The organism is Streptomyces sp. GbtcB7 (assembly GCF_019091445.1).
GTDB classification, from domain to species: Bacteria; Actinomycetota; Actinomycetes; order Streptomycetales; family Streptomycetaceae; genus Streptomyces; species Streptomyces mirabilis.
On record NZ_JAGXJM010000001.1, the window covers coordinates 537,470 to 558,721 of the forward strand.

Genomic DNA, 21,252 nt, shown 5'->3' on the forward strand with positions numbered 1-21,252 from the left:
AAGAGCCGCCCCGCAGGGAAGAGCCGCCCGCAGGACGGAGCAGCCCCATGGCCCGGCCGCCCGCCCCCGCCTCAGCCGCCGATCGTGAACCAGGTCGCCCGGGACTTCTTCCACTCGGGGTGGGTGAGGTCCTTGGCCTCCGTGCCGTCGCCGTACAGGTCGGCGGAGCCGTCGTCGGTGATCAGCTGGGCGCGGGCGCCGGGAACGGTGAGGTCCGGGACGTCGACGACCGACTCCCAGCCACCCGGGTCCGAGGTGGGCAGGTCGAGCCGCTTGACCGGTGCGTGCGCCGGGTCGCCGTCCCAGGAGTAGAGGGCGTACGGGTCGGAGTTGTCGTCGGCGGCCCAGGAGCCCGCGACGATCAGGTACTGGTTCGCGGCGTTCTTGCGCAGGTCGCGCACGGAGAGGCCGCCGAGGTCCAGCTCGATCGGCGTCCCGAAGACGGCCGTGGCGCCGCTGCCGACCACCTTGTCGATGTTCGTGACGGGCACGAGGAGCGCCTTGCCGTCGGCGACCGCCGGGGCGAGCGGCGCGCGGAAGCCGAGGTACGCGGTCGTCGTCGACCCCGGCGCGAACTCCAGCCCCTCCACGTTGAACCCGTCGATCTGCTTGGGGACCTGGCCGTCGGCGGTGCCCGCCGCGAAGCCGTAGCGGTCGCCGTGGGCCTCGTCCCAGGCGACGAGGTCGTCGCGGAGCTTCCCGTACGAGCCGCCGTACGACAGCGCGGTCGCCGCGCCCGAACCGGTGACCTTGGTGGTGAAGACGGTGTTGCGGGCGGACTTGTACTCGCCGTCCTTGTTGTTGCCCAGCGAGCCCGTCCAGTAGATCGTGTCGCCGACGCGCGTGGCGCCCTCGATGTCGATCTCCTTCGAGACACCGATGTTCGAGCTGAAGTCCCAGGTCTTCACGGGCGCGCCCGAGGCCGAACGGTCGTACAGGCGCAGGGTGTTGGACTCGTCGTCCGCCACCACCGCATAGCCGCCACCGACGTCCACGGCGGCGGAGGCGTCGCTGGAACCCGTGAAGTACCTGCTGTCCGCGGCCTGTTGGACGGCGGCCGACGCGGCGTAGTGCAGGGTCTTGGTGGCGGTCTGGCCGTCCACGCCGGTGACCTTCACGGTCAGGTCGGTGTAGCCCCGGCCGCGCGCGGCGATGGCGACCTGGCGGGTGGCGCCGGTGCCGGTGACCGTGACGTCGGTGGTGGTCGCCACGGAGGTCTTGCTGCTCTTGGTCACCGTGACCGTGAGCGCTCCGGCGTCCGCGCCGCTCTGCGCGACCGTCACCTTCACGACCGGATCCCCGCTCGCCCCCACCGCGCCGGACAGATAGGCCGCCGACAGCGACAGTGTCGGCGTCCCGTAACTCGCCGCTCGGGCCTGGCTTCCCAGCCCCGTGACGGCGAGCGCGAGCACCCCAGTGGCAACGGCGAGCGTCCTGCGGCCACGGGGGAGAAGGTAGTCCTGCACGGGGACCCTTTCGTCGGCGTGATGTCGACGAGAAGGCTCGGCCGTCCCCACCAACTGCCGACGGCCCGCACACGTCCACGGGGTGAACAAGTGCGGGCGCGGCTCACGGAGTTGGATCCGCCCCGAGCGAGCGCTCCGTGACTCCCGCAAGATGGCGCATGAAGACCTCGCGCGCGTCCGGCGTCAGCGTGCGCAGGGCGACCAGGGCCGTGATGACGACGTCGCAGAGCTCGGACCGTACGTCGTCCCAGGTGTGACTGGCACCCTTGCGCGGGTTCTGGCCGGTCGCGCCGATCACCGCCTCGGCGACCTCGCCGACCTCCTCCGACAGCTTCAGGATGCGCAGCAGCAGGCCCTCCTGGCCGCCGTGCGTGCGGTGGGCGTCCAGCCAGGTGCACAGACGGTCGATGGATTCCCAGACGTCGTCATCAGCCATGGGGCAAGCTTCCCGCACCGGCCGAGGGTCCCACGCCACCTGTACGGCCACGGGTACGCCCACGCCCACCCCCTCTGCGCCTACTCCTCGAACTCTTCGAACAGGGCCTCCTGCTTGCCCTCGGCCGCCTCGCGCACCCTCTTGTTCCGGGCGCCCACCACGGCCAGCGTGGCCGCCGCCGTCACGCCGAGCGCCACGGGGACCATCCAGCCGCGGTTCACGGCGTGGCCGAGCGCGTGGTCCAGCGAGAGGCGGCCGGGGCCCGCCACCGCGAGGCCCGCCGCCGTCAGGGCCAGCGACGCCGCGTGCTCGTAGCCGCCGTTCATCGCGAAGAACCCGTTGGGCAGATGGACCGCGGCCGCGCCCACCATCGCCCCGGCCGCAGCCGCGCCCGCCGCGGGGGTCGCGAGGCCCAGCGCCAGCAGGGTGCCCCCGCCGGCCTCGGCCAGCCCCGCCGCCGTCGCGCTCGCCTTCCCGGGCGTGTAGCCCATGGCCTCCATGGCGGTCCCGGTCCCCTCCAGGCCGCCCCCGCCGAACCAGCCGAACAGCTTCTGCGCCCCGTGCGCGGCCAGCACTCCGCCCGTGCCCAGACGGAGCAACAGCAGTCCCAGATCACTTCGGTCGTAACAGGTCATGGTGGCTCCCAGAGCAGACGGCCGGCGGCAACGGTCAACGGTCCCTCCCGTGTCTCCACCGTCGCACCGATGACGCGTGACCGGCGTGTTCGGGGTGTCGTTCGGGTGGCGGGCGCACGGGACCGGTGTGAGGGTGACTCCCATGACGATTCAGGTAGCGAAACTCAGCGACCCGGCCGTCCGGGCCTTCGTCACCGCTGTGAACGCCCATGACCGTGCGGCCTTCGAGGCCGTCCTCGCACCCGGCGCGACCATGTCCGACGACGGTGCCGACCGCGACCTCGCCGACTGGACCGATCGGGAGATCTTCTCCTCCCGCGGCCACATGGAGGTCGACAACGAGTCGAACGGCGGCCGTGCCCTCATCGCCCGCTACAGCAACGACACTTGGGGCGAGATGAAGACGAGGTGGAGCTTCACCGTCGACGACGGCGGCAGGATCATCCGCTTCGAGACCGGCCAGGCGTAGCCCGACCGTCCCCAGCCGCACCTCTCCGACGCCGACGCGGAGCGAGCCGCCCAACTCCGCGACACCTGTGAGGAGCTGGTACGGGAGGAGCTGATCCGGTCGTACGCCTGGAGCACCGACGACCCGGCGCGGGCCGCCGTGTTCGCGCGGGGCCCGCGCTGCGCGGCCGTACAGCACCGTCTCAACGTCCTTCAGGACGCGCCGGAACTCCTCGCGCTCTGCGAGGAGTCGAACCTCCCGAGCATCAACCGCAGCCCGCTCGCCATGGGGCCGCTCACCGCCGCGCAGCCGGCCGAGGCCGACCGGGTGCTGGGACGGTGAGCGGCCCCGGGGCGCGCCTACTGCTGGACGTACTGCTGGGACAGGGGGCGTCGGCCCCCCTGCTCGGTCAGTGTGATCTGTCCGGCCTTGATGGTCGCGAGGCGCGGCGCCCGGCGGGCGATCGACGAGTCGTGGGTGACCATGATGAAGGTCAGCCCGTACTCGTGCCACAGCCCTTCCAGCAGACCCATGATGTCGTCGCGGGTGCCCTCGTCGAGGTTGCCGGTCGGCTCGTCCGCGAGGAGTACCTTCGGCTTCTTGACCAGCGCGCGGGCGATGGCGACACGCTGCTGCTGACCGCCCGACAGCTCGGACGGCGCATGCGTCAGCCGCTCGCCGAGACCGACCGAACGCAGCGCCTCGGCGGCCCGCTCGCGCCGCTCCGCGGGCTTCACCCCGAGCGGTACGAGCGCGGTCTCGACGTTCTCCTGCGCGGTCAGCGTCGGGATGAGGTTGAACGACTGGAAGATGATGCCGATCTTCTCGGCGCGCAGCCGGGTCAGCTTGGCCTCGCTGATGGAGGCGAGGTCGACGCCGTCCAGCTCGACGCTGCCGGCGGAGGGACGGTCCAGGCCGCCGATCATCTGGAGCAGGGTGGACTTGCCGCCGCCCGTGGGGCCCTGGATGACGAGCTGGTCGCCGTCCTCGATGGTGAGGTCGATGCCACGCAGCGCCTCCACCGTGTCCTTGCCCCGCGTGTAGCGCTTGGTGACGCCGGTGAGCTTGTACATGAGGTTCTCCGAAGATGAAGCAGGCGTTGAAGTGGGAGAGGGGAGAGGAAGAAGAGGAGAGAGGAAGGGGTAGGGCGCCAACGGGGCCGCCCGCAGGTGACTAGGAGACGCTGCGCAGCGCGTCCGCCGGACGCATCCGCGAGGCGCGCCAGCCGCCCATCGCACCGGCGATCAGACCACCCGCGATGGCCAGGCCCGCGGCGAGCGCGATGGTGGTCACCGAGACCGGCGCGGAGAGCGCGATCTCCATGGTGTTCTTGACCGCCTGCTGGCCGGGACCGCCACCGCCGGGGCCGCCGCCCATGCCGCCACCGCCACCACCGGTGTTGCCGAGCTCCGCGGTCAGCTTCGGGCTGATCGCCGTCACCGCGTACGCCGCGCCGAGGCCGATGGCGATGCCGAGCGCGCCGCCGATCAGACCGTTCACGATGGACTCGCCGACGACCTGCCGGGTGACCTTGCGGGAGGGCCAGCCGAGTGCCTTGAGGGTGCCGAACTCACGCACCCGGCGGGACACGGCGGAGGAGGTCAGCAGCGCCGCCACCAGGAACGCGGCCACGAGCACCGCGATGGACAGCCACTTGCCGACGCTGGTCGCCAGGTTCGAGGCGGTCGACAGGGAGCCGGAGACGGTGGAGGCGAGGTCGGCGGAGGTGGTGACCGTCGTACCCGAGATGTTCTTCTGGATGGTCGCCTTGACCGTGGTGATCTGCTTGGAGTCGGTCGCCTTGACGTAGATCGTGGTGACCTTGTTCTTCGCGTCGCCCAGCGTCTGCGCCTGCTTCAGCGGCAGGTAGACGTCGGTCGTCGACTCACTGCTGTCCGGCGTCGCGATCCCGATGACCGTGTACTTGGTGCCGGAGATCTTGAAGGTCTTGCCGACCGTGTACTTGTTCTCCTTGGCGTACGACTTGCTGACCACCGCGACCTTCGCGTCGGTCTGCGCCGCCGTGAAGGTCTTGCCCGAGGTGATCTTCGAGGTGGCGAGCGGGCCGAGGTCCTGGTTGGTGACGTCGACGCCCGCGACGGAGTACGAGTTCACGTCGAAGGAGGCGCCGCCGCCCTGCACCTGGGGCGCCCCCGTGCTGCCGCCGCCCTGGCCGCCGCCGGGGCCGCCCTGCTGGGAGGAGCCGCCGGACCCCGAGGAGGTCGAGGACTTCGCGGTGCCCTGGGTGAAGGAGCCGTCGACCTTGGTGACGTTCAGGGTCAGCGCGCCCACCGCGCTCGCCACGCCCTTCTGCGCGGCGACCTTGGTGACCAGGGAGGAGGCCAGGGACTGCCCGCCCTGCGTCATCACGCGGTCCGAGCTCTGCTTGGTAGAGCTGCTCGACTTGGCGTTGAAGTCGAACTTCGGTCTGCCGGACGAGTTGCTCGAAGGCGCCGCCTGGGCCTTGGTCACCGTCATGTCGGTGCCGAGCCCGTACAGCGACTTCAGGACCTTGTCCTGCGCCTGCTGCATGCCGGCCGACACCGAGTTGACGGTGATGACCAGCGCGATACCGAGCGCCAGACCCATGGCGATCACCAGGGCCGCCTTCTTGCGCCGGCTCAGCTCACGCTTGAGATAGATGCCAAACATCCCGTTCCCCAAAGGTTCTTGGCGCCCGCTGTGGGCGCGGCCACAAGCTATGGAGAAACCTTTGAGCGGGGCTGAGTAAGAGATGTGTGAGAGCTGAGAAAGTAGGGCCCGGAATCAATATTCCGTAAGACAGCTGATTCCTAAGGTCCGGAGGGGCTATTGCCAGGAAACCCCTGTTGGGTGGGGTGCTGAGGGCAGGAGTCGGCCGGACGTACGGGCGGGGGTGTTCCTTCGTCCTGCCTTTGGGTGCTCTGTGGCTTTTCTTTGGGACCCCGACGCGTGGCGACTTCGAGACCCCGGCGTACGGACCCGCGAACTTCTTTTGTACGGTCCCGGGATGCGCGATTCCTCTCCCGTCCCCCCGCGTGCCGCTCGGCTGTCCCGCCGTGCCGCCCTCGGCCTCGCCGCGGCCGTCCCGCTGGCCGCGGCCTCCCCGGCGTCGGCCGCCACGCCCGTGATCGGCGGTGAGCGGCTTGCCCGCGCCGGCGTCCAGGTGCGCGGTGCCGCGGGACTGCCCAAGCGGCTCACCGCCCGCTCCTGGCTCGTCGCCGACCACGAGAGCGGCGAGGTGCTCGCCTCGTACCACGCGCACACGCACCTGGCGCCCGCCTCCACGCTGAAGATGCTCTTCGCGGACACCGTGCTGAAGAACTTCGAGCGGACCGAGCGGCACCGGGTGACCGACGCCGACCTCGCCGACATCCCCGCGGGCTCCAGCATGGTCGGCGTCAAGCCCGGCATCACCTACACCGTCGAGCAGTTGTGGCTCGGCGTCTTCCTGCGCTCCGGCAACGACGCGGTGCACGTCCTCAGCCACATGAACGGCGGTCTCGCCAGGACGGTCGCCCAGATGCAGGCCAAGGCCCAGGACCTGCAGGCCCTGGACACCCATGTGGTCAGCCCCGACGGCTTCGACCACAAGGGGCAGGTGTCGTCCGCGTACGACCTGACGCTCTTCGCCCGCCACGGCCTCGCCGACGCCGACTTCCGCGCCTACTGCCACACGAAGACCGCGAACTTTCCGGCGGGCGGCAAGAAGACCTTCCAGATCCAGAACACCGACCGCCTGCTGACGGGGGCGTGGGGTGTGCCGACGTACGACGGACTCATCGGCGTGAAGAACGGCTACACCAGCAACGCCGGCAACACCTTCACCGGCGCCGCGACCCGTGGCGGGCGGACCCTCCTCGTCACCGTGATGCACCCCAAGAGCGGCGGCAGCGGCGTCTACGAGGAGACGGCCGCGCTGCTCGACTGGGGGTTCAAGGAGGGCGCGAAGGCCCAGTCCGTGGGTGCCCTCGTCGATCCGCTCAGCGAGGGCGGCGCCTCCGTGGCTCCCACCCGGAAGGCGGCCAAGGCGGCGGCCGGAGCTCCCGCGACGGCCGCGGGCGACGGCGGCTCGTCGTCGTGGGGGCTGGTCGGCGGGGCCGGGGGAGCGATAGCGCTGCTCGCGGGCGGGGCGTACGCGTGGCGCAGGCGGCGGCGTGTGGTGGGGGACGAGGCCCCGGAGGGACGCCAGGGACGTCAGGACGGTCAGGAACATCAGGACGGTCGGGAACGTCACCAGGGCTGACCGCGGTGGCCGCTGGGGGTCGGCCGTAATTGGGACAGCCGTTCCGAGGCCCGGAGCTCACCTCGCGGTCCCGCGCGAGGTCCGCCCCCCACCCAGGCCGCGGAACGGCTGCCACCACCCCCCTCGGTGTGGACCGTGGTCGTACCGAAGTCCTCCACTCCAAGTGTGAAGCTCTGGTGGAGAAGCCACGAGCATAAGCCCGCCACCGGCCCGAACGGTACGGAGGTTCAGCTTCCGTTTGTGTAGGTTGAGCCGTTGACGAGCCGTCGACGAGCTGTCCGGGGCCCGTCAGCCGCGCCCGACATACGGCATCGCGGTGGCCAGTACCGTCGCGAACTGCACATTCGCCTCCAGCGGCAGCTCGGCCATGTGCCGCACCGTGCGTGCCACGTCCGCCACGTCCATCACCGGCTCGACCGCCGTTTCCCCGTTCGCCTGCAGCGCTCCCGTCCGCATGCGCTCGGTCATGTCGGTCGCCGCGTTGCCGATGTCGATCTGACCGCAGGCGATCCGGTACGGACGCCCGTCCAGGGACAGCGACTTGGTCAGCCCCGTCAGCGCGTGCTTGGTCGCCGTGTACGCCACCGACAGCGGGCGGGGCGTGTGCGCCGAGATCGAGCCGTTGTTGATGATCCGGCCGCCCTGCGGGTCCTGCTCCTTCATCTGCCGGTACGCGGCCTGCGCGCACAGGAACGCGCCGTTGAGGTTCGTGTTCACGACGTGCAGCCACGCCTCGTACGGCAGTTCCTCGACCGGGACACCGCCGGGCCCGAACGTTCCCGCGTTGTTGAAGAGCAGGTCCAGCCGCCCGAAGCGCTCGCGCGCGGCGTCGAACAGGGCCGCCACGTCGTCGGGGCGCGAGACGTCGGTGCGTACGACGAGGGAGGGCGCCTCGGGGACGAGGGCGGCCGTCTCCTCCAGCGTCTCCGGCTTGCGTCCGGCGAGCGCCACCGACCAGCCGGTGCGCAGCAGTTCGACGGCCACCGCACGGCCGATGCCGGAGCCCGCGCCGGTCACCACCGCGATCTTCGCCTGCGAGGCGGGCAGGGCGTTCGAGTCGTTGAGGGCATTCATGGGCCCGCAGCGTAATCGGGAGGGGCGGCCGTGCGGTGTCGGCGTCCTGGTCGGACCGTGCTGGTCCGACCGTCCTGGTCCGACCGTCCTAGTCGGTCTCTCCGGGGTAGCGGACGCCGATCTGGGTGCGGATCGTGTCGAGCGTCCGCATCACGGCGAGGCTGCCGTCCAGGGGGACGAGCTGTGACTCCTTCTCGCCGGCCCGCAGGGCGCGCATCACCTCGGCGGCCTCGTGCTTGAGGCTGGTGCGCGGGCCGTGCGCCGGGTCGGCCGTGAACTCCTCGGGGTCGCGGCCGTCGCGGTGCAGCACGAGCCGGTCCGGGAAGAAGAAACCGCCCGGGATGTCGATGCGGCCCTGGGAGCCGGTGACGGAGGCGGAGACGGCGGTGCCGCCGTTGACAGAGCAGTGCACCGAAGCGAGAGCGCCGCTCTCCCAGGTGAGCAGTGCTCCGGTCTGGAGATCGACGCCCTCGTCGGAGAGCACCGCTCTCGCGGTGATGCCCGAGGGCTCCCCCAGCAACAACTGCGCGAACGACACCGGATAGACGCCGAGATCGAGCAGCGCGCCACCGCCCTGCGCGGGGTCCCGCAGCCGGTGCGACGGCGGGAACGGGCCATTTATCCCGAAGTCGGCCTGGATCGTGCGGACTTCACCGATCACACCGTCGTCGACGAGGCCCTTGAGCCGCCGGACCAGCGGATTGCAGTACATCCACATGGCCTCCATCAGGAAGCGGTCGTGCTCCTTGGCGAGCGCGACGAGTTCCTCCGCCTCGCGCACGTTCAGCGTGAACGCCTTCTCGCACAGCACATGGCGCCCCGCCTCCAGACACATCCCGGCGGCGGCCCGGTGCGCGGAGTGCGGAGTGGCGACGTACACGACGTCGACGTCCTCGTCCGCCGCGAGCGAGGCCCAGTCCCCGTACGCCCTCGGTATCCCGAACCGCTCGGCGAACGCCTTCGCCGAGGCGTCCGTCCGCGAGGCCACGGCCACGACCTCGGCGTCCGGCATGTCCACCAGATCCGCCGTGAAGGCCGCCGCGATCCCGCCGGTCGCCAGAATCCCCCACCGCACCCGCTCGCCCACGCCCGTCATTCCCGGCCTTTCGCTCTGCCACTTGCTCAGCCACTTGACGTTCTGTGACCCCGAACACTCCGTTCGAACTGAGAGCATAGGTGGCGGATTACTCGAAGAGGGAGGGGCTCATGCCCGAGCGCGGGCACACCAGGCGGGACCCGAAGGGCCCGGAGGCCCCGGAGGGGCACATACCGAACACGGCAGTGGCCGACGCACCGGCGGTGGCCGACGCACCGGCGACGCCCGAAGCGCCGGACCCCGGTGCCCTCCGCCGCACCGGACTCCTCGTCACCCTGATCCTCGGCGGACTCACCGCCACGCCCCCGCTGTCGATGGACATGTACCTCCCGGCCCTGCCGGAGGTCACCCGCGCACTGCACGCCCCCGCCGCCACCGTCCAGCTCACGCTGACCGCCTGCCTCGCCGGGATGGCGCTCGGCCAGCTCGTCGTCGGACCGATGAGCGACAAGTGGGGCCGCAGACGCCCGCTCCTCGTCGGCCTCGTCGTCTACGTCCTCGCCACCGCCCTGTGCGCCCTCGCCCCGAACGTCGAACTCCTCGTCGCCTTCCGCCTCGCCCAGGGCCTCGCGGGCGCGGCCGGCATCGTGATCGCGCGAGCCGTCGTACGCGACCTGTACGACGGCATGGCGATGGCCCGCTTCTTCTCCACCCTCATGCTGATCTCCGGCGTCGCCCCCGTCGTCGCGCCCCTCATCGGCGGCCAGATCCTGCGCGCCACCGACTGGCGGGGCGTGTTCGTCCTCCTCACGGCGGTCGGCATCGCACTCACCGCGCTCGTCTGGACGAAGCTCCCCGAGACCCTCGAGCCCGCGCAGCGCCACGGCGGCGGCGTCGGTGAGGCGCTGCGCGCCATGCGCGGACTGCTCGCCGACCGCGTCTTCACCGGCTACACGCTGGCCGGCGGCTTCGCCTTCGCGGCACTGTTCGCATACATAAGTGCCTCTCCTTTCGTGATCCAGGAGATCTACGGCGCGTCCCCGCAGACCTTCAGCCTGCTCTTCGGGATCAACTCCGTCGGCCTGGTGATCGTCGGCCAGATCAACGGCAAGATCCTCGTCGGCAGGGTCAGCCTCGACAAGGTCCTCGCGGTCGGCCTCGCCCTCATCGCCCTCGCCGCGACGGCGCTGCTCCTGCTCGCCACGGGCGTCTTCGGCGAGGCAGGCCTCGTCCCGGTGGCCGCGGCCCTCTTCGTCCTCATGTCCGCCATGGGCCTCGCCATGCCCAACACCCAGGCGCTGGCCCTGATGCGGGTACGGCACGCGGCCGGTTCCGCGTCCGCGCTGCTCGGCACCTCCTCCTTCCTCATCGGCGCGATCGCCTCCCCGCTCGTCGGCATCGCCGGGGAGCACACCGCGGTCCCGATGGCCGTCGTCCAACTGGCGGCGGTACTGGTGGCGATCGCCTTCTTCGTGGGACTGTGCCGTCCCTGGCAGACGGGACACACCGTGGACGGAAAGGCGGCGGGCAGCTGAGCGCACCGAGACTGCGCGTGGACACCCCGGAACGGGCCGGACTCGACCCGACGGAACTGCGCCACCTCGTACGAGACGTCCGCACCCTCACCCGTGGGCCGCGCCCCTGGACGGCGGGCCTCGTACTGGTCGCCGGCCGCGGCCCGGTCATCGCCGTCGAGGAAGCGGCGGGCTGGGCTGTGCGCTACTCCTCGTACGACGAGAAGACCGACACCGGGGTCGAACTGCCGCCGGGGGACCGGCGGCCGATGACCGTCCACACCCCCTTCGACCTGGCCTCCCTCACCAAACTGTTCACGGCGGTCGCCGCGGTGCAGCAGCTGGAGCGGGGCACGCTGGGGATCGACGCGCGGGTGGGGGCGTATCTGCCGGAGTTCCGCGCGGCCTCCGCCCACGACATCACCGTACGACAGCTGCTCACGCACACCTCCGGGCTGCGCCCCGAACTCCCGCTGTACGACTGCCCGGACGACGCGGCGCGCCTCGCCCTGCTGCGGGCCGAGGCCCCTTCGTCCCGGCCGGGGGAGTACGTGTACTCCGACCTGAACCTGATCCTCCTCCAACACGTCCTGGAACGCGTCACCGGCCGCACGCTCGACGTCCTCGTCCGTGACGGGATCACCCGGCCGCTCGGGATGACCGCCACGTCCTTCGGGCCGTGCGCGGGGGCGGCGGCGACCGAGGACCAGCGGCGGCCGTGGGGCAAGGTGGACCGGGGGATGCTGCGGGGGCTCGTGCACGACGAGAACGCGTGGGCGCTCGGTGGGGTGGCCGGGCATGCGGGCCTCTTCTCCACGGCCCACGACCTCGCGATCTTCTGCCGGACCCTCCTCGCGGGCGGCTCCTACGGCCCCGCCCGCATCCTCGGCCCCGACTTCGTCGAGCTGATGCTCACCCCGCCGGGCCTCGGCTTCGCCGTCGACCAGCCCTGGTTCATGGGTGCGCTCGCCGGGCGGGGCGCCGCGGGGCACACCGGTTTCACCGGTACGTCCCTTGTGCTGGACCCCGCGACGGACACGTTCCTGGTGCTCCTCGCGAACACCGTGCATCCCCGCCGACGCACGCCGGACAGCGCGCCCCGGGCAGAGGCGGCGACGCGGCTGGCGCGGGCGGTACGGGGAGCGTGAGCCGGGGTTCTGTTCGCCTGCGGGTGCGTCGTGGCTGGTCGCGCAGTTCCCCGCGCCCCTACGGGATCGGGGCTGCGCCCCGGATCCCCCGCCCGCCCGATTCGTTTGGCTGCGGGCCGGTGGGGGCTGGTCGCGCAGTTCCCCGCGCCCCTAAAAGCCCTGGGTCGTCCGGCGTTCCAGGCCGAGGCCGGTGACCGCACCCCACCCACCCCAGCCCGCATCTTCAGCCCACCCGACGACTGGGGACGAGGCCGGTGACCGCACCCCACCCACCCCAGCCCGCATCTTCAGCCTGTCCGGCGTTTGAGGACGAGGCCGTTCAGGCCGATCGGGGGGTCTGGGGGCGGAGTCCCCAGGGATGGGACGGGTAGGGGCGGCGGGGGCGAGGAACCTGTTGCGGCGACCGTAGAATCGGCGGGTGAACGTCCCCGTACATCCCGCCGAGACGCTGCGTGCCGCCCTCGCCGGACTCCTCGACGGCCTCCCGCCGAAGGCGGCCACACAGGCGGTCGATCGGCTGATCGCGAACTACCGGGGAACGACCCCCACCCACACCCCGGTCCTCCGCGACCGCTCGGACGTGGTCGCGTACGCCGCCTACCGCATGCCGGCGACGTTCGAGGCGGTGCGATCGGCGCTGGAGGCGTTCGCGGACGCGGTCCCGCAGTGGACGCCGGCGAGCCACGTGGACGTCGGCGGCGGCACGGGCGCCGCGACCTGGGCGGTGAACGCGACCTGGGAGGGCGCCCGCCCCGTGACCGTGCTCGACTGGGCCGAGCCCGCCCTCGCGCTGGGCCGCGAGATCGCCGCGGCGAACCCGGAGCTGAAGTCCGCCGAATGGCACCGCTCTCGTATCGGATCGGCGCTCACCATCGAGAGCACTGATCTCGTCACCGTCTCCTACGTCCTCGGCGAGCTGACCGACGCCGACCGCGCCTCCGTCGTGACCGCCGCCGCGACCGCCGCCCAGGCCGTCGTGATCATCGAGCCCGGTACGCCCGACGGCTACGCGCGCGTCATCGAGGCGCGGGACCGTCTGATCACCGCCGGGTTCCACGTCGCCGCCCCCTGCCCGCACAGCGCGGCCTGCCCGATCGTCCCCGGCGAGGACTGGTGCCACTTCTCCGCCCGGGTCGCGCGTTCCTCCCTGCACCGTCAGGTCAAGGGCGGCTCCCTGCCCTACGAGGACGAGAAGTTCAGCTACGTCGCCGCCACCCGCTTCCCGCCGACCCCGGCCCCCTCCCGCGTCGTACGCAAGCCGCAGATCCGCAAGGGCCAGGTACTCCTGGACCTGTGCGGCCCCGACGAGGCCCTGCACCGCGAGACGGTGACCAAGCGTCACGGGCCGCTGTACCGGGCGGCCCGCGACGCGGACTGGGGCGACGCCTGGCCACCGCCGCCCGCGGAGGACTAGCAGCCGGGGCTCAGCTCCTCAGCACCTCCGCTCCTCAGCACCTCCGCTCCTCAACACCTCAGCTCCTGCGTGCAGCACTTCACGCTGCCGCCGCCCTTGAGAAGCTCGCTCAGATCGATGCCGACGGGCTCGAAGCCACGTTCCCGCAGCGGACCGAGGAGCCCCGTCGCGGCCTGCGGCAGCAGCACGTGCAGGCCGTCCGAGACCGCGTTGAGGCCGAACGCGGCGGCATCCTCGGCACCGGCGATCAGCGCGTCGGGGAACAGTCGCCGCAGCACCTCCCGGCTACCGGGGGAGAAGGCGGGCGGGTAGTACATGACCTCGTCCGTCGTGTCGTCGAGGACGGCGAGGGCGGTGTCGAGGTGGTAGTAGCGGGGGTCGACCAGGTCGAGCCCGATCACCGGTCGCGCGAAGAACTCCTGGGCCTCGCCGTGCGAGAGGGGGCTCGCGCGAAAGCCACGGCCGGCGAGTACGTAGGAGGCGGTGACCGCGAAGTCACCCTCGCCCTCGTTGACGTGGACCGGCTCGTGGACGTGCGGGAAGCCGTGCGCGCGGAACCACTCCAGGTGGGCCGCCGCCTCCGGTTCACGCTCGCGGTGCGCGAACCGGGCGCCCAGTACCCGGCCGTCGACGACCGTCGCCCCGTTCGCGGCGAAGACCATGTCCGGCAGGCCGGGGCGCGGGGTGAGTTCCTCGACCGTGTGGCCGAGCGCGCGGTAACGGCTGCGCAGGTCCTCCCACTGGGCGACGGCGAGCGGCACGTCGACCGGCTTGGCGGGGTTCATCCACGGGTTGATGGCGTAGGTGACGTCGAAGTGTGCGGGTGGGCACATCAGATAGCGCCGGGGTGTGGCGCGGCGGGGAGGCTGCAAGGAGGGCTCCTCACGTACCGCAGGGGCAGGTGATGCCCATGGTGCGGTCCGCGGGGCACGTCGGCAGCCTGGCGAACGGGTGGACTTCGCAGGGCCACGACGGTTCTCGCCCCCGCCGCCCCTACCCGTCCCGTCCCTGGGGGCTGCGCCCCCAGACCCCCCTGTCGGCCTGAACGGCCTCGTCCTCAAACGCCGGACGGGCTGGAAGATGCGCGCCGGCGCTCTCAAGGGGCGCGGGGAACTGCGCGACCAGCCCCCACCGGCCCGCAGCCGGCCACGAGACGCCCCGTCTTGTCATCCTGTTAGATTCGCCCCATGGCCCACACGCCCAGCCCCTCCGCCAAACCCACCCCCGACTCCGCCCGCCGCAGCGAGAAGTCCCGGCGTGCGATCTTCGACGCCGCCCTCGCCCTCGTCGGCGAGGTCGGCTACCCCAAGACCACGATCGAGGGCATCGCCGCCCGCGCGGGCGTCGGCAAGCAGACGATCTACCGGTGGTGGCCCTCGAAGGCCGCGGTGCTCCTGGACGCGTTCATGGACCTCGGCGAGCGGACCGCTCGTGAGGCGGGCCACGAGTCGTATGACATCCCCGACACCGGCGATCTCGCGGCCGACCTCAAGCTGGTCCTGCGCGCCACCGTCGACGAACTGCTGGACCCCAGGTTCGAGATCCCCGCCCGCGCCCTGGCCGCCGAGGGCCTCGTCAACGAACCGCTCGGCGCCGAGTTCGTGGCGGGGCTCCTCGAACCCCAGCTCCAGCTCTACGTGAAGCGGCTGCGGTCCGCCCAGGACAAGGGCGACCTGCGCCCGGACATCGACCCCCGCATCGCCCTGGAACTCTTCGTCTCCCCGCTCGCGCAGCGCTGGCTCCAGCACACCGGCCCCATCTCGTACGCGTATACGGACACCCTCGTCGACTACGCGCTGTACGGCCTCGCTCCGCGGGGATGAATCATGCCAAAGCGCCCCGGATGGGGGGCTCTGTCCATCCGGGGCACAGGAGGGTGGGACCATAGAGGTTGTTGAAGGCGTTTGTCAGCACGATTCATCGACGTAATCGACGTGAACGTGCTGGACGTGGACGCCGCGACACGACCGCTGTCGGCACAACTGCTTGGCGAGGGGATTGATGAGCGCAGAGTTCGGCCGCCGCTCCGGCGCGCAGGGCAGGATCTCCCAGTGGCTGCGTGGTCGCCGTCCGAAGGGTGCGACAGAGATCGCTGCCGACGGCGGGCGCGAGGCCCTGCTGATCGCCGCTGCCGCCGCGGGGCTGCCGCTCGCGCAGGCCGCGTACCCCTCCGGCTACCGCTGTTCCTGTGACCGCGTCGGCTGCCCCACCCCCGCGCGCCACCCCGTCTCCTTCGCCTGGCAGACGCAGTCCACGACCGATCGCGCCCAGATCGAGCGGTGGGTCCGGCATCAGCCGCAGGCCAACTTCATCACCGCGACCGGCATGGTGCACGACGTCCTCGACGTGCCCGTCGGCGCGGGCCGCGAGGCGCTGGAGCGACTGCTCGCCTCCGGTGTTGAGGTGGGGCCCGTCGCGCAGAGCGGCGACGGCCGCATGTTCTTCTTCACACTCACCCGCGGTACGCCCGAGGACGAGGACGAGTGGTGGCCGTGCGAGCTGGACTCGCACCCCGAGACGACGGACGAGCACCCCGGTCTGCGCTGGCACTGCCGAGGCTCGTACGTCCTCGTGCCGCCGGCCCAGCTCCCCGGTGGCCTGACGGTCGACTGGGTACGGGGCCCGGAACACCCCCTCCCCGACCCCCTGAGCCTGCTCGAGGCACTGACGGACGCCTGCGCCCGTTACGCGGGCGAGAACGAGGCGGACGACCAGCTGGCAGCCTGGCCCCACCGCAACTAGCGGGCTATCCGCCCTTCGCCGCCGTCAGCCCCTCGATCCGCCCCAGCACCGCCACCTGTTGCTTCTGCGCGCTCTTCCCGGGGTCCAGGACCGCCTGGTTGGAGACGAACTCCAGGGTGAGGGACTGCTTGATGTCACCGGTGGTCAGGGCCTTGACGTCCGCGCTGGGGGCCGGGATCTCGGTGCCCTGCGCGGCGGTCTGCTTCTCGTAGCGGCGGGTGGTGAAGAAGACCAGCGCGCCGCCGTCCGCGGTGCGCAGCCCCACCGGGGCGTAGTCGCCGGAGGTCAGCGGCTCGTCGATGTACTGCCGGGCGAGACCGGGCTTGGTGGCGTTCTTGGCGCGCTGGGTCCGCCACTGCGAGGTGTGGAGGCCCGGTGCGAAGGTGTCGCCGCCGCTCTTCAGATACGTGGTGTACGACTGGCTCAGTTTGTTCGGCTCGACGGCGAGAGCCGCGTCGTCCCCCGTGACGGGCTGCGCCCAACCGTCCTTGTCCTGCTGGAACTTCGGTACGTCGGTGGCGGCGAGGACGGTCAGATACGAGGCCTGCCACACGTCGTTCGCGCTGCCCCGGGTGAAGACGAGCAGCCAACGGTAGCCCGCCACGCCCTTGTTGGCCGCGGCGTCGGCCACGAACCAGCGCGGCCAGCCCGCCTTCGCCGGTATCGAGAACTTCGCGTCGGTCAGCGACAGCGGCGAATAGGACGGGTTGCCGCCCGGATTGTTCTTCTGCCCGGCCGTCAACTTCGCCCCGTCGATGGCGCCCAGGGCGCCGGTGACGCGGTCCGCGTCCAGGGAGCTGTCGTTCGCCTTGTCCGCCTTGTTGTAGGCGGCGGTGAAGTCCTTGAGCGCACGGGCGGCCTCGGTCCGGGTCGCCGTCGGTACGACCTCCCGCTCCCCGTGCACCACCACGCAGCCGCTCGCCGCCAAGGACAGAACGGTCACCGCCCCCGTTGTCAGGGCGAACCGGTTGAGACTACGAAGCCTTCGTGGGCTGCGACCCGCGCGATCCCTGCTCATCAGGTACCTTCACCTTCCCCTTCCCGGAGGCGAACCCTACCGGGGCGAGGAAGATCGCGAGTGTCGGGACCAGGTACAGCGCCCACACCGTGACCTGAAGGATCGTCGGGTCGGGCTGGAAGTTCAACACGCCCTTGAGGAGCGTGCCGTACCAGCTGTCCGGCGGGATCGTGCCACTGATGTCGAAGGCGAGATTCCGCAGCCCCGGGATCCAGTCGGCCTCCTGCAGGTCGTGGACGCCGTACGCGAGCACACCCGCCGCGACCACGACCAGCATGCCGCCGGTCCAGGTGAAGAACTTCGCGAGGTTGATCTTCAGGGCGCCCCGGTAGAAGAGCCAGCCGAGGAAGACCGCGGTGGCCAGGCCCAGGGCGACACCGATCAGCGGGCGCGGGGTGCCGTCGCTCGCCGCGTGCACCGACGCCCACACGAACAGCGCCGTCTCCAGGCCCTCCCGGCCGACGGCCAGGAACGCGGTCGCGACCAGCGCGCCCGTGCCCATCGCCAGCGCCGCGTCCAGCCTGCCGTGCAGTTCGGACTTCAGATGCCGGGCGGTGCGCCGCATCCAGAAGACCATCCACGTCACCAGGCCGACCGCGACGATCGACAGCGAACCGCCGAGCGCCTCCTGCGCCTCGAACGTCAGCTCCTGGGAGCCGAACTCGAGCGCGCAGCCGAAGCCGAGCGCGAGGGCGATCGCGACACCGATGCCCGTCCAGATGGGCTTCAGGGCGTCCCTGCGGCCGGTCTTCACCAGGTAGGCGATGAGGATGCAGACGACGAGGCTGGCTTCCAGCCCCTCGCGCAGGCCGATCAGATAGTTGCCGAACACGGGCTACGCCTCCTTGGAGAACAGCGCGCGCCCCCACCAGTCGTCCTTGTCGAGGACGCCGGGCGGGACGGCGAAGACCGCCGAACTCACGTGCTGGATGTACTCGTTGAGCGCGTCGGAGCGTGCGAGGCTGCGCTGCACCGGGATGAACCCCTTGCGTACGTCACGCTGGTAGGCGAGGAAGAACAGCCCGGCCTCCAGCCTGCCGAGGCCGTCCGTGCCGTCCGTGAAGGAGTAGCCGCGGCGCAGCAGGGTGACCCCGTCGTTGGAGTCGGGATGCGCGAGCCGTACGTGCGCGTCGGGCTTCATCGCCTTCAGGAACGGCTCGTCGCGCTCCTTGGCCTTGCCGACCGGCGCGCCCTCGCCCTTGTCCCGGCCGAAGACGTCCTCCTGCTCCTGCAGCGAGGTCCGGTCCCAGGTCTCGATGTTCATCCGGATGCGGCGCGCCACGAGGTACGAGCCGCCGGTCATCCAGGCGGGACCCTCGCCCTCGCCCACCCACACGAACTTCTTCAGCCGGTCCGGCTCGGTGCCCGCGATGTTGCGGGTGCCGTCCTTGAACCCCATGAGGTTGCGGGGGGTCTGGGCGTCGGGGGTCGTCGAGGAGGTCTTGCCGAAGCCCAGCTGCGACCAGCGGATGGCGACCTTGCCGAAGCCGATCCGGGCCAGGTTGCGGATCGCGTGGACGTTGACCTGCGGGTCGTCCGCGCACGCCTGGATGCACAGGTCGCCGTTGCTGCGCGCCTGCTCCAGGTTGTCGCCGGGGAACTTCGGCAGCTCGACGAGCGCCTCGGGCCGCTGGTCCGCCAGCTCGAACTTTTCGCCGTACTTGTCGAACAGCGACGGTCCGAAGCCGATCGTCAGCGTCAGCCGGGACGGCTTGAGGCCCAGCGCCTCACCGGTGTCGTCCGGCGGCGCCTCGGCCAGCCCGCCGTACGCGCCCTCGCCGACCGCGTGCCCGCCGGTCATCCGTCGCGCGGCCGCCGTCCAGTCCTTCAGCATCTGTACGAACTCGGCGCGGTCGTCCGTCTTCACGTCGAACGCGGCGAAGTGCAGCCGGTCCTGCACCGGCGTCGCGATGCCCGCCTGGTGTGTGCCGTGGAAGGCGACCGCGGCGCCGGTCTCGGCGCCGGCCGGGTCCACGTCGTTGCCCGTACGGGTCATGGCGACCGCGCCACCGGCCGCGGCGGCACCGAGCGCGAGGCCCGCACCGCCCCAGCCGATCAGTGAACGACGGGAGGGAGAGGGGGAGGAGCCGGTGGCGGTCTGCGTGGTGTCGGTCATGGTGCGCCTCGCTTACTTCACGACCGCGGCGGCGAGCTTGGACAGGGGCTCGGCGAGCGCGTTGACCGCGTCGGAGAGCTCCTTGCGATCGGCCTTGCCGACCTTGTCGTACGACGTGAAGTCATAAGACGTCTTGTCCGTGCGGTACTTGTCGAGCAGCGTGTTCAGCGCCGCGAACTGCTTGTCCAGCCCCGTCGTCAGCGCCGCGTCGTTCTCCTTGGCGACCGGCTTCAGCAGCTCGTACGCCTTCTGCGCGCCCTCGACATTGCCCTTGAAGTCGCTCAGGTCGGTGTGCGAGTAGCGGTCCTCCTCGCCGGTGACCTTGCCGGTGGCGACCTCGTCGAGGAGTTCCTTGGCGCCGTTGGCCATGGAGGTGGGGGTGATCTCGGCCTTGCCGACCCGCTTCTGCCAGTCGGTCAGGTCCGTCACCAGCTGGTCGGCGAGCTCCTTCTCCCGGTCGCCGATCTTCTTGTCCTGCCAGAGGGACTTCTCCAGACGGTGCCAGCCGGTCCAGTCCGTGGCCGGATCCTGGCCTTCCTCCAGGCCGTCCTCGCGGACGTCGACCTTCGGGTCGATGTCACCGAAGGACTCCGCGACGGGCTCGGTGCGCTCCCAGCCGAGCCGCGAGTCGGCGAACTCCTTCTTCGCCGCCTCGATGTCACCGGTCTTGACGGCCTTGGCGAACGCCTCGGCCTTCGGCAGTGTCGCGTCGGCCTGCTCCTGCGCGTACTCGCGGTAGGCGGCGACGGCCTTGTCGAGGCGCGGGTCGCGCTTGGCGACCGTGCCACCGGTCACGGCGAGCTTCTGGCGGACGCCGAGGCCCTTCATGCCGGGGCGGCAGGCTATCTCGTACGAACCGGCCTTGACCTCGGCGGTCAGCGTGTACTTGGTGCCCGGGCCGATGTTCTCCTTCTCGGAGACGATCCGGTCGTCCGGGAAGAGGATCTCGACCTCGGTGGCCTTCGAGCCCTTGTTCTCGATGTTCAGGGTGACCTGGCCGGCCGGGACGGACTTCGAGGAGGTCTCGCACTTGGAGTCGGCGGCGGTCACCTGAATCGCGTCGCCGGACCCGGCGTCGCTCTTCTCGGTGCAGCCCGTGACGGCGGCCAGAGCGGCCGCGGTCGCGGCGGCGGTGACAACTGAGAGTCGGACGGCTCGCATTCAGGCTCCAAGAGAACGACGGACAGACCAGGCGGAAGATCCCCGCTGGCATGGTGAGGCTGCCCTAACTTACCTGAGGCTTACCTCACTCTTACCCACCCCTACGGTGATTCAGCTCTCACAGTTGACGCACAGACACGGCCTGATCACGGTGGCCAAAAGTAGACGCCATGGAATAGTCAAGCATTGGTCAACCGTCCCGTCGGACCCCGTGAACCGGTGACCGGGTGAACGAGGGAACCCAACTGTCAGGCGGAGATGGAGATTCGAGCAACAGTGGCTCGGGCGGGTTCCTCCGTCCCGTCGGGCACCACGGGCGGCACGGGGGTGATCGGATCCACGGCGAGTGACGTGAGCGGGGCGCTCGCCTCTACCAGCTCGGAAGTCCCGGTCGGCGCGCCCGGCGCGGCGGCCGCGGGCGTGTGGTCGCGGTGCGCGGGCGGCGCACGGAGTGATCCGTCTCGGCTTCGTGCGTCCTGGCTCAATCCATTAGCAGTCGTACTGCCGCGTCCACCGCCGCCGCCAGATGTCCAGCAGGTGGGGAACGGCCCTGGATTGGTCGGTGATCGTCTTCAGGCATTCATGTACGGAATGGATCACTTGTTTGCCAATCGTTGACATGTGCCCCGGTGGGTGAGGCGACGGCGTTGGTTTCGGCTGGTCGAGATCATCACGCATGGGCCAGGGGTGTACGGCATGGGGAAGCGGGTGCGGGGCGGGAAAGCGCGTGAGCTGCGTTCCTTCCGCGCGCTGGCCGCCCCGTTCGTGGTTGCCCCGCCTTCCGGGTGTCGGATCCGGACGCGGCTACGCGTGTCGCCC

Annotated in this window: 19 protein-coding genes and 1 pseudogene; 8 read left to right on the top strand and 12 right to left on the bottom strand. The window is 71.0% G+C overall.

What is annotated here, in order from left to right:
• Positions 1–71: 71 nt before the first annotated feature.
• From KVT44_RS02435 to KVT44_RS02445, 3 genes are all read right to left on the bottom strand, one after another.
• Positions 72–1,412: a hypothetical protein gene (locus tag KVT44_RS02435; protein WP_308313898.1), complete on the bottom strand. Its 1,341-nt coding sequence runs from the start codon at positions 1,410–1,412 to the stop codon at positions 72–74.
• Positions 1,413–1,569: 157 nt separating this feature from the next.
• A complete protein-coding gene (locus KVT44_RS02440) occupies positions 1,570–1,902 on the bottom strand; it encodes a MazG-like family protein (RefSeq protein WP_217565888.1) in 333 nt (110 codons plus the stop codon).
• A gap of 80 nt (positions 1,903–1,982) precedes the next feature.
• Positions 1,983–2,537 carry a DoxX family protein gene (locus KVT44_RS02445; protein WP_190168585.1) on the bottom strand — a complete coding sequence of 185 codons (555 nt, stop codon included), beginning with the start codon at positions 2,535–2,537 and terminating at the stop codon, positions 1,983–1,985.
• 142 nt (positions 2,538–2,679) lie between these two features.
• On the opposite strand from KVT44_RS02445, the gene KVT44_RS02450 reads away from it, so the two are divergent.
• Together KVT44_RS02450 and KVT44_RS02455 are read left to right on the top strand one after the other, a co-directional pair.
• Positions 2,680–3,006 (top strand): hypothetical protein, encoded by a 327-nt coding sequence (locus tag KVT44_RS02450; RefSeq protein WP_099925718.1) that lies wholly within the window; start codon positions 2,680–2,682, stop codon positions 3,004–3,006.
• Between the two features lie 12 nt (positions 3,007–3,018).
• Positions 3,019–3,285, top strand: a pseudogene (locus tag KVT44_RS02455) (aldo/keto reductase); the annotation flags it as partial.
• Positions 3,286–3,344: 59 nt separating this feature from the next.
• On the opposite strand, the gene KVT44_RS02460 reads toward KVT44_RS02455, so the two are convergent.
• The gene (locus tag KVT44_RS02460; protein ID WP_054230873.1) at positions 3,345–4,058 is read right to left on the bottom strand and encodes an ABC transporter ATP-binding protein; all 714 of its coding nucleotides are present in this window, start codon (positions 4,056–4,058) and stop codon (positions 3,345–3,347) included.
• A 100-nt stretch (positions 4,059–4,158) separates the two neighbouring features.
• Positions 4,159–5,637: an ABC transporter permease gene (locus tag KVT44_RS02465; RefSeq protein ID WP_217565889.1), complete on the bottom strand. Its 1,479-nt coding sequence runs from the start codon at positions 5,635–5,637 to the stop codon at positions 4,159–4,161.
• Between the two features lie 337 nt (positions 5,638–5,974).
• Here KVT44_RS02465 and KVT44_RS02470 point away from each other — a divergent pair, with 337 nt between their 5' ends.
• Positions 5,975–7,210 (top strand): D-alanyl-D-alanine carboxypeptidase family protein, encoded by a 1,236-nt coding sequence (locus KVT44_RS02470; RefSeq protein WP_217565890.1) that lies wholly within the window; start codon positions 5,975–5,977, stop codon positions 7,208–7,210.
• A gap of 288 nt (positions 7,211–7,498) precedes the next feature.
• Here KVT44_RS02470 and KVT44_RS02475 read toward each other — a convergent pair whose 3' ends face one another.
• Positions 7,499–8,284: an SDR family oxidoreductase gene (locus KVT44_RS02475; protein ID WP_217565891.1), complete on the bottom strand. Its 786-nt coding sequence runs from the start codon at positions 8,282–8,284 to the stop codon at positions 7,499–7,501.
• A gap of 88 nt (positions 8,285–8,372) precedes the next feature.
• Positions 8,373–9,380 (bottom strand): Gfo/Idh/MocA family protein, encoded by a 1,008-nt coding sequence (locus KVT44_RS02480; RefSeq protein ID WP_099922995.1) that lies wholly within the window; start codon positions 9,378–9,380, stop codon positions 8,373–8,375.
• Between the two features lie 110 nt (positions 9,381–9,490).
• On the opposite strand from KVT44_RS02480, the gene KVT44_RS02485 reads away from it, so the two are divergent.
• The 3 genes from KVT44_RS02485 to KVT44_RS02495 all read left to right on the top strand — a co-directional run bounded on the left by KVT44_RS02485 (position 9,491) and on the right by KVT44_RS02495 (position 13,396).
• Positions 9,491–10,855 carry a multidrug effflux MFS transporter gene (locus KVT44_RS02485; RefSeq protein WP_217565892.1) on the top strand — a complete coding sequence of 455 codons (1,365 nt, stop codon included), beginning with the start codon at positions 9,491–9,493 and terminating at the stop codon, positions 10,853–10,855.
• Positions 10,801–11,982, top strand: coding sequence for a serine hydrolase (locus tag KVT44_RS02490; RefSeq protein WP_217565893.1), 1,182 nt, complete (start codon positions 10,801–10,803; stop codon positions 11,980–11,982). The genes KVT44_RS02485 and KVT44_RS02490 overlap by 55 nt, the downstream gene beginning before the upstream one ends.
• 418 nt (positions 11,983–12,400) lie before the next feature.
• Entirely contained in the window at positions 12,401–13,396 is a 996-nt protein-coding gene (locus KVT44_RS02495) for a small ribosomal subunit Rsm22 family protein (RefSeq protein ID WP_099922998.1), read from the top strand.
• A 50-nt stretch (positions 13,397–13,446) separates the two neighbouring features.
• On the opposite strand, the gene ddaH is transcribed toward KVT44_RS02495, so the two are convergent.
• Positions 13,447–14,268 (bottom strand): dimethylargininase, encoded by an 822-nt coding sequence (ddaH, locus tag KVT44_RS02500; RefSeq protein WP_368857581.1) that lies wholly within the window; start codon positions 14,266–14,268, stop codon positions 13,447–13,449.
• Positions 14,269–14,583: 315 nt separating this feature from the next.
• Between ddaH and KVT44_RS02505 the strand changes: the two genes are divergently transcribed.
• Entirely contained in the window at positions 14,584–15,219 is a 636-nt protein-coding gene (locus tag KVT44_RS02505; RefSeq protein WP_217565894.1) for a TetR/AcrR family transcriptional regulator, read from the top strand.
• A 178-nt stretch (positions 15,220–15,397) separates the two neighbouring features.
• Entirely contained in the window at positions 15,398–16,138 is a 741-nt protein-coding gene (locus KVT44_RS02510; RefSeq protein ID WP_217565895.1) for a bifunctional DNA primase/polymerase, read from the top strand.
• A 4-nt stretch (positions 16,139–16,142) separates the two neighbouring features.
• On the opposite strand, the gene KVT44_RS02515 is transcribed toward KVT44_RS02510, so the two are convergent.
• The 4 genes from KVT44_RS02515 to efeO are packed head-to-tail and all read right to left on the bottom strand — an operon-like array spanning position 16,143 to position 20,433.
• Positions 16,143–17,156 (bottom strand): hypothetical protein, encoded by a 1,014-nt coding sequence (locus KVT44_RS02515; RefSeq protein ID WP_217565896.1) that lies wholly within the window; start codon positions 17,154–17,156, stop codon positions 16,143–16,145.
• Positions 17,113–17,988: an iron uptake transporter permease EfeU gene (gene efeU, locus KVT44_RS02520; protein WP_099923002.1), complete on the bottom strand. Its 876-nt coding sequence runs from the start codon at positions 17,986–17,988 to the stop codon at positions 17,113–17,115. The genes KVT44_RS02515 and efeU overlap by 44 nt, the downstream gene beginning before the upstream one ends.
• Positions 17,989–17,991: 3 nt before the next feature.
• A complete protein-coding gene (gene efeB, locus KVT44_RS02525) occupies positions 17,992–19,272 on the bottom strand; it encodes an iron uptake transporter deferrochelatase/peroxidase subunit (protein WP_217565897.1) in 1,281 nt (426 codons plus the stop codon).
• 12 nt (positions 19,273–19,284) lie between these two features.
• Positions 19,285–20,433, bottom strand: coding sequence for an iron uptake system protein EfeO (gene efeO / locus KVT44_RS02530; RefSeq protein WP_217565898.1), 1,149 nt, complete (start codon positions 20,431–20,433; stop codon positions 19,285–19,287).
• Between the last annotated feature and the right edge of the window lie 819 nt (positions 20,434–21,252).

What these genes read in the sequence shown, in the direction of transcription:
- KVT44_RS02440 (WP_217565888.1), bottom strand. Translation starts at nt 1,902, where the DNA reads ATGGCTGATGACGACGTCTGGGAATCCATCGACCGTCTGTGCACCTGG.
- KVT44_RS02470 (WP_217565890.1), top strand. Translation starts at nt 5,975, where the DNA reads ATGCGCGATTCCTCTCCCGTCCCCCCGCGTGCCGCTCGGCTGTCCCGC.
- KVT44_RS02480 (WP_099922995.1), bottom strand. Translation starts at nt 9,380, where the DNA reads ATGACGGGCGTGGGCGAGCGGGTGCGGTGGGGGATTCTGGCGACCGGC.
- KVT44_RS02505 (WP_217565894.1), top strand. Translation starts at nt 14,584, where the DNA reads ATGGCCCACACGCCCAGCCCCTCCGCCAAACCCACCCCCGACTCCGCC.
- KVT44_RS02465 (WP_217565889.1), bottom strand. Translation starts at nt 5,637, where the DNA reads ATGTTTGGCATCTATCTCAAGCGTGAGCTGAGCCGGCGCAAGAAGGCG.
- KVT44_RS02485 (WP_217565892.1), top strand. Translation starts at nt 9,491, where the DNA reads ATGCCCGAGCGCGGGCACACCAGGCGGGACCCGAAGGGCCCGGAGGCC.
- KVT44_RS02460 (WP_054230873.1), bottom strand. Translation starts at nt 4,058, where the DNA reads ATGTACAAGCTCACCGGCGTCACCAAGCGCTACACGCGGGGCAAGGAC.
- KVT44_RS02510 (WP_217565895.1), top strand. Translation starts at nt 15,398, where the DNA reads ATGAGCGCAGAGTTCGGCCGCCGCTCCGGCGCGCAGGGCAGGATCTCC.
- KVT44_RS02450 (WP_099925718.1), top strand. Translation starts at nt 2,680, where the DNA reads ATGACGATTCAGGTAGCGAAACTCAGCGACCCGGCCGTCCGGGCCTTC.
- KVT44_RS02475 (WP_217565891.1), bottom strand. Translation starts at nt 8,284, where the DNA reads ATGAATGCCCTCAACGACTCGAACGCCCTGCCCGCCTCGCAGGCGAAG.
- KVT44_RS02515 (WP_217565896.1), bottom strand. Translation starts at nt 17,156, where the DNA reads ATGAGCAGGGATCGCGCGGGTCGCAGCCCACGAAGGCTTCGTAGTCTC.
- efeB (WP_217565897.1), bottom strand. Translation starts at nt 19,272, where the DNA reads ATGACCGACACCACGCAGACCGCCACCGGCTCCTCCCCCTCTCCCTCC.
- efeO (WP_217565898.1), bottom strand. Translation starts at nt 20,433, where the DNA reads ATGCGAGCCGTCCGACTCTCAGTTGTCACCGCCGCCGCGACCGCGGCC.
- KVT44_RS02445 (WP_190168585.1), bottom strand. Translation starts at nt 2,537, where the DNA reads ATGACCTGTTACGACCGAAGTGATCTGGGACTGCTGTTGCTCCGTCTG.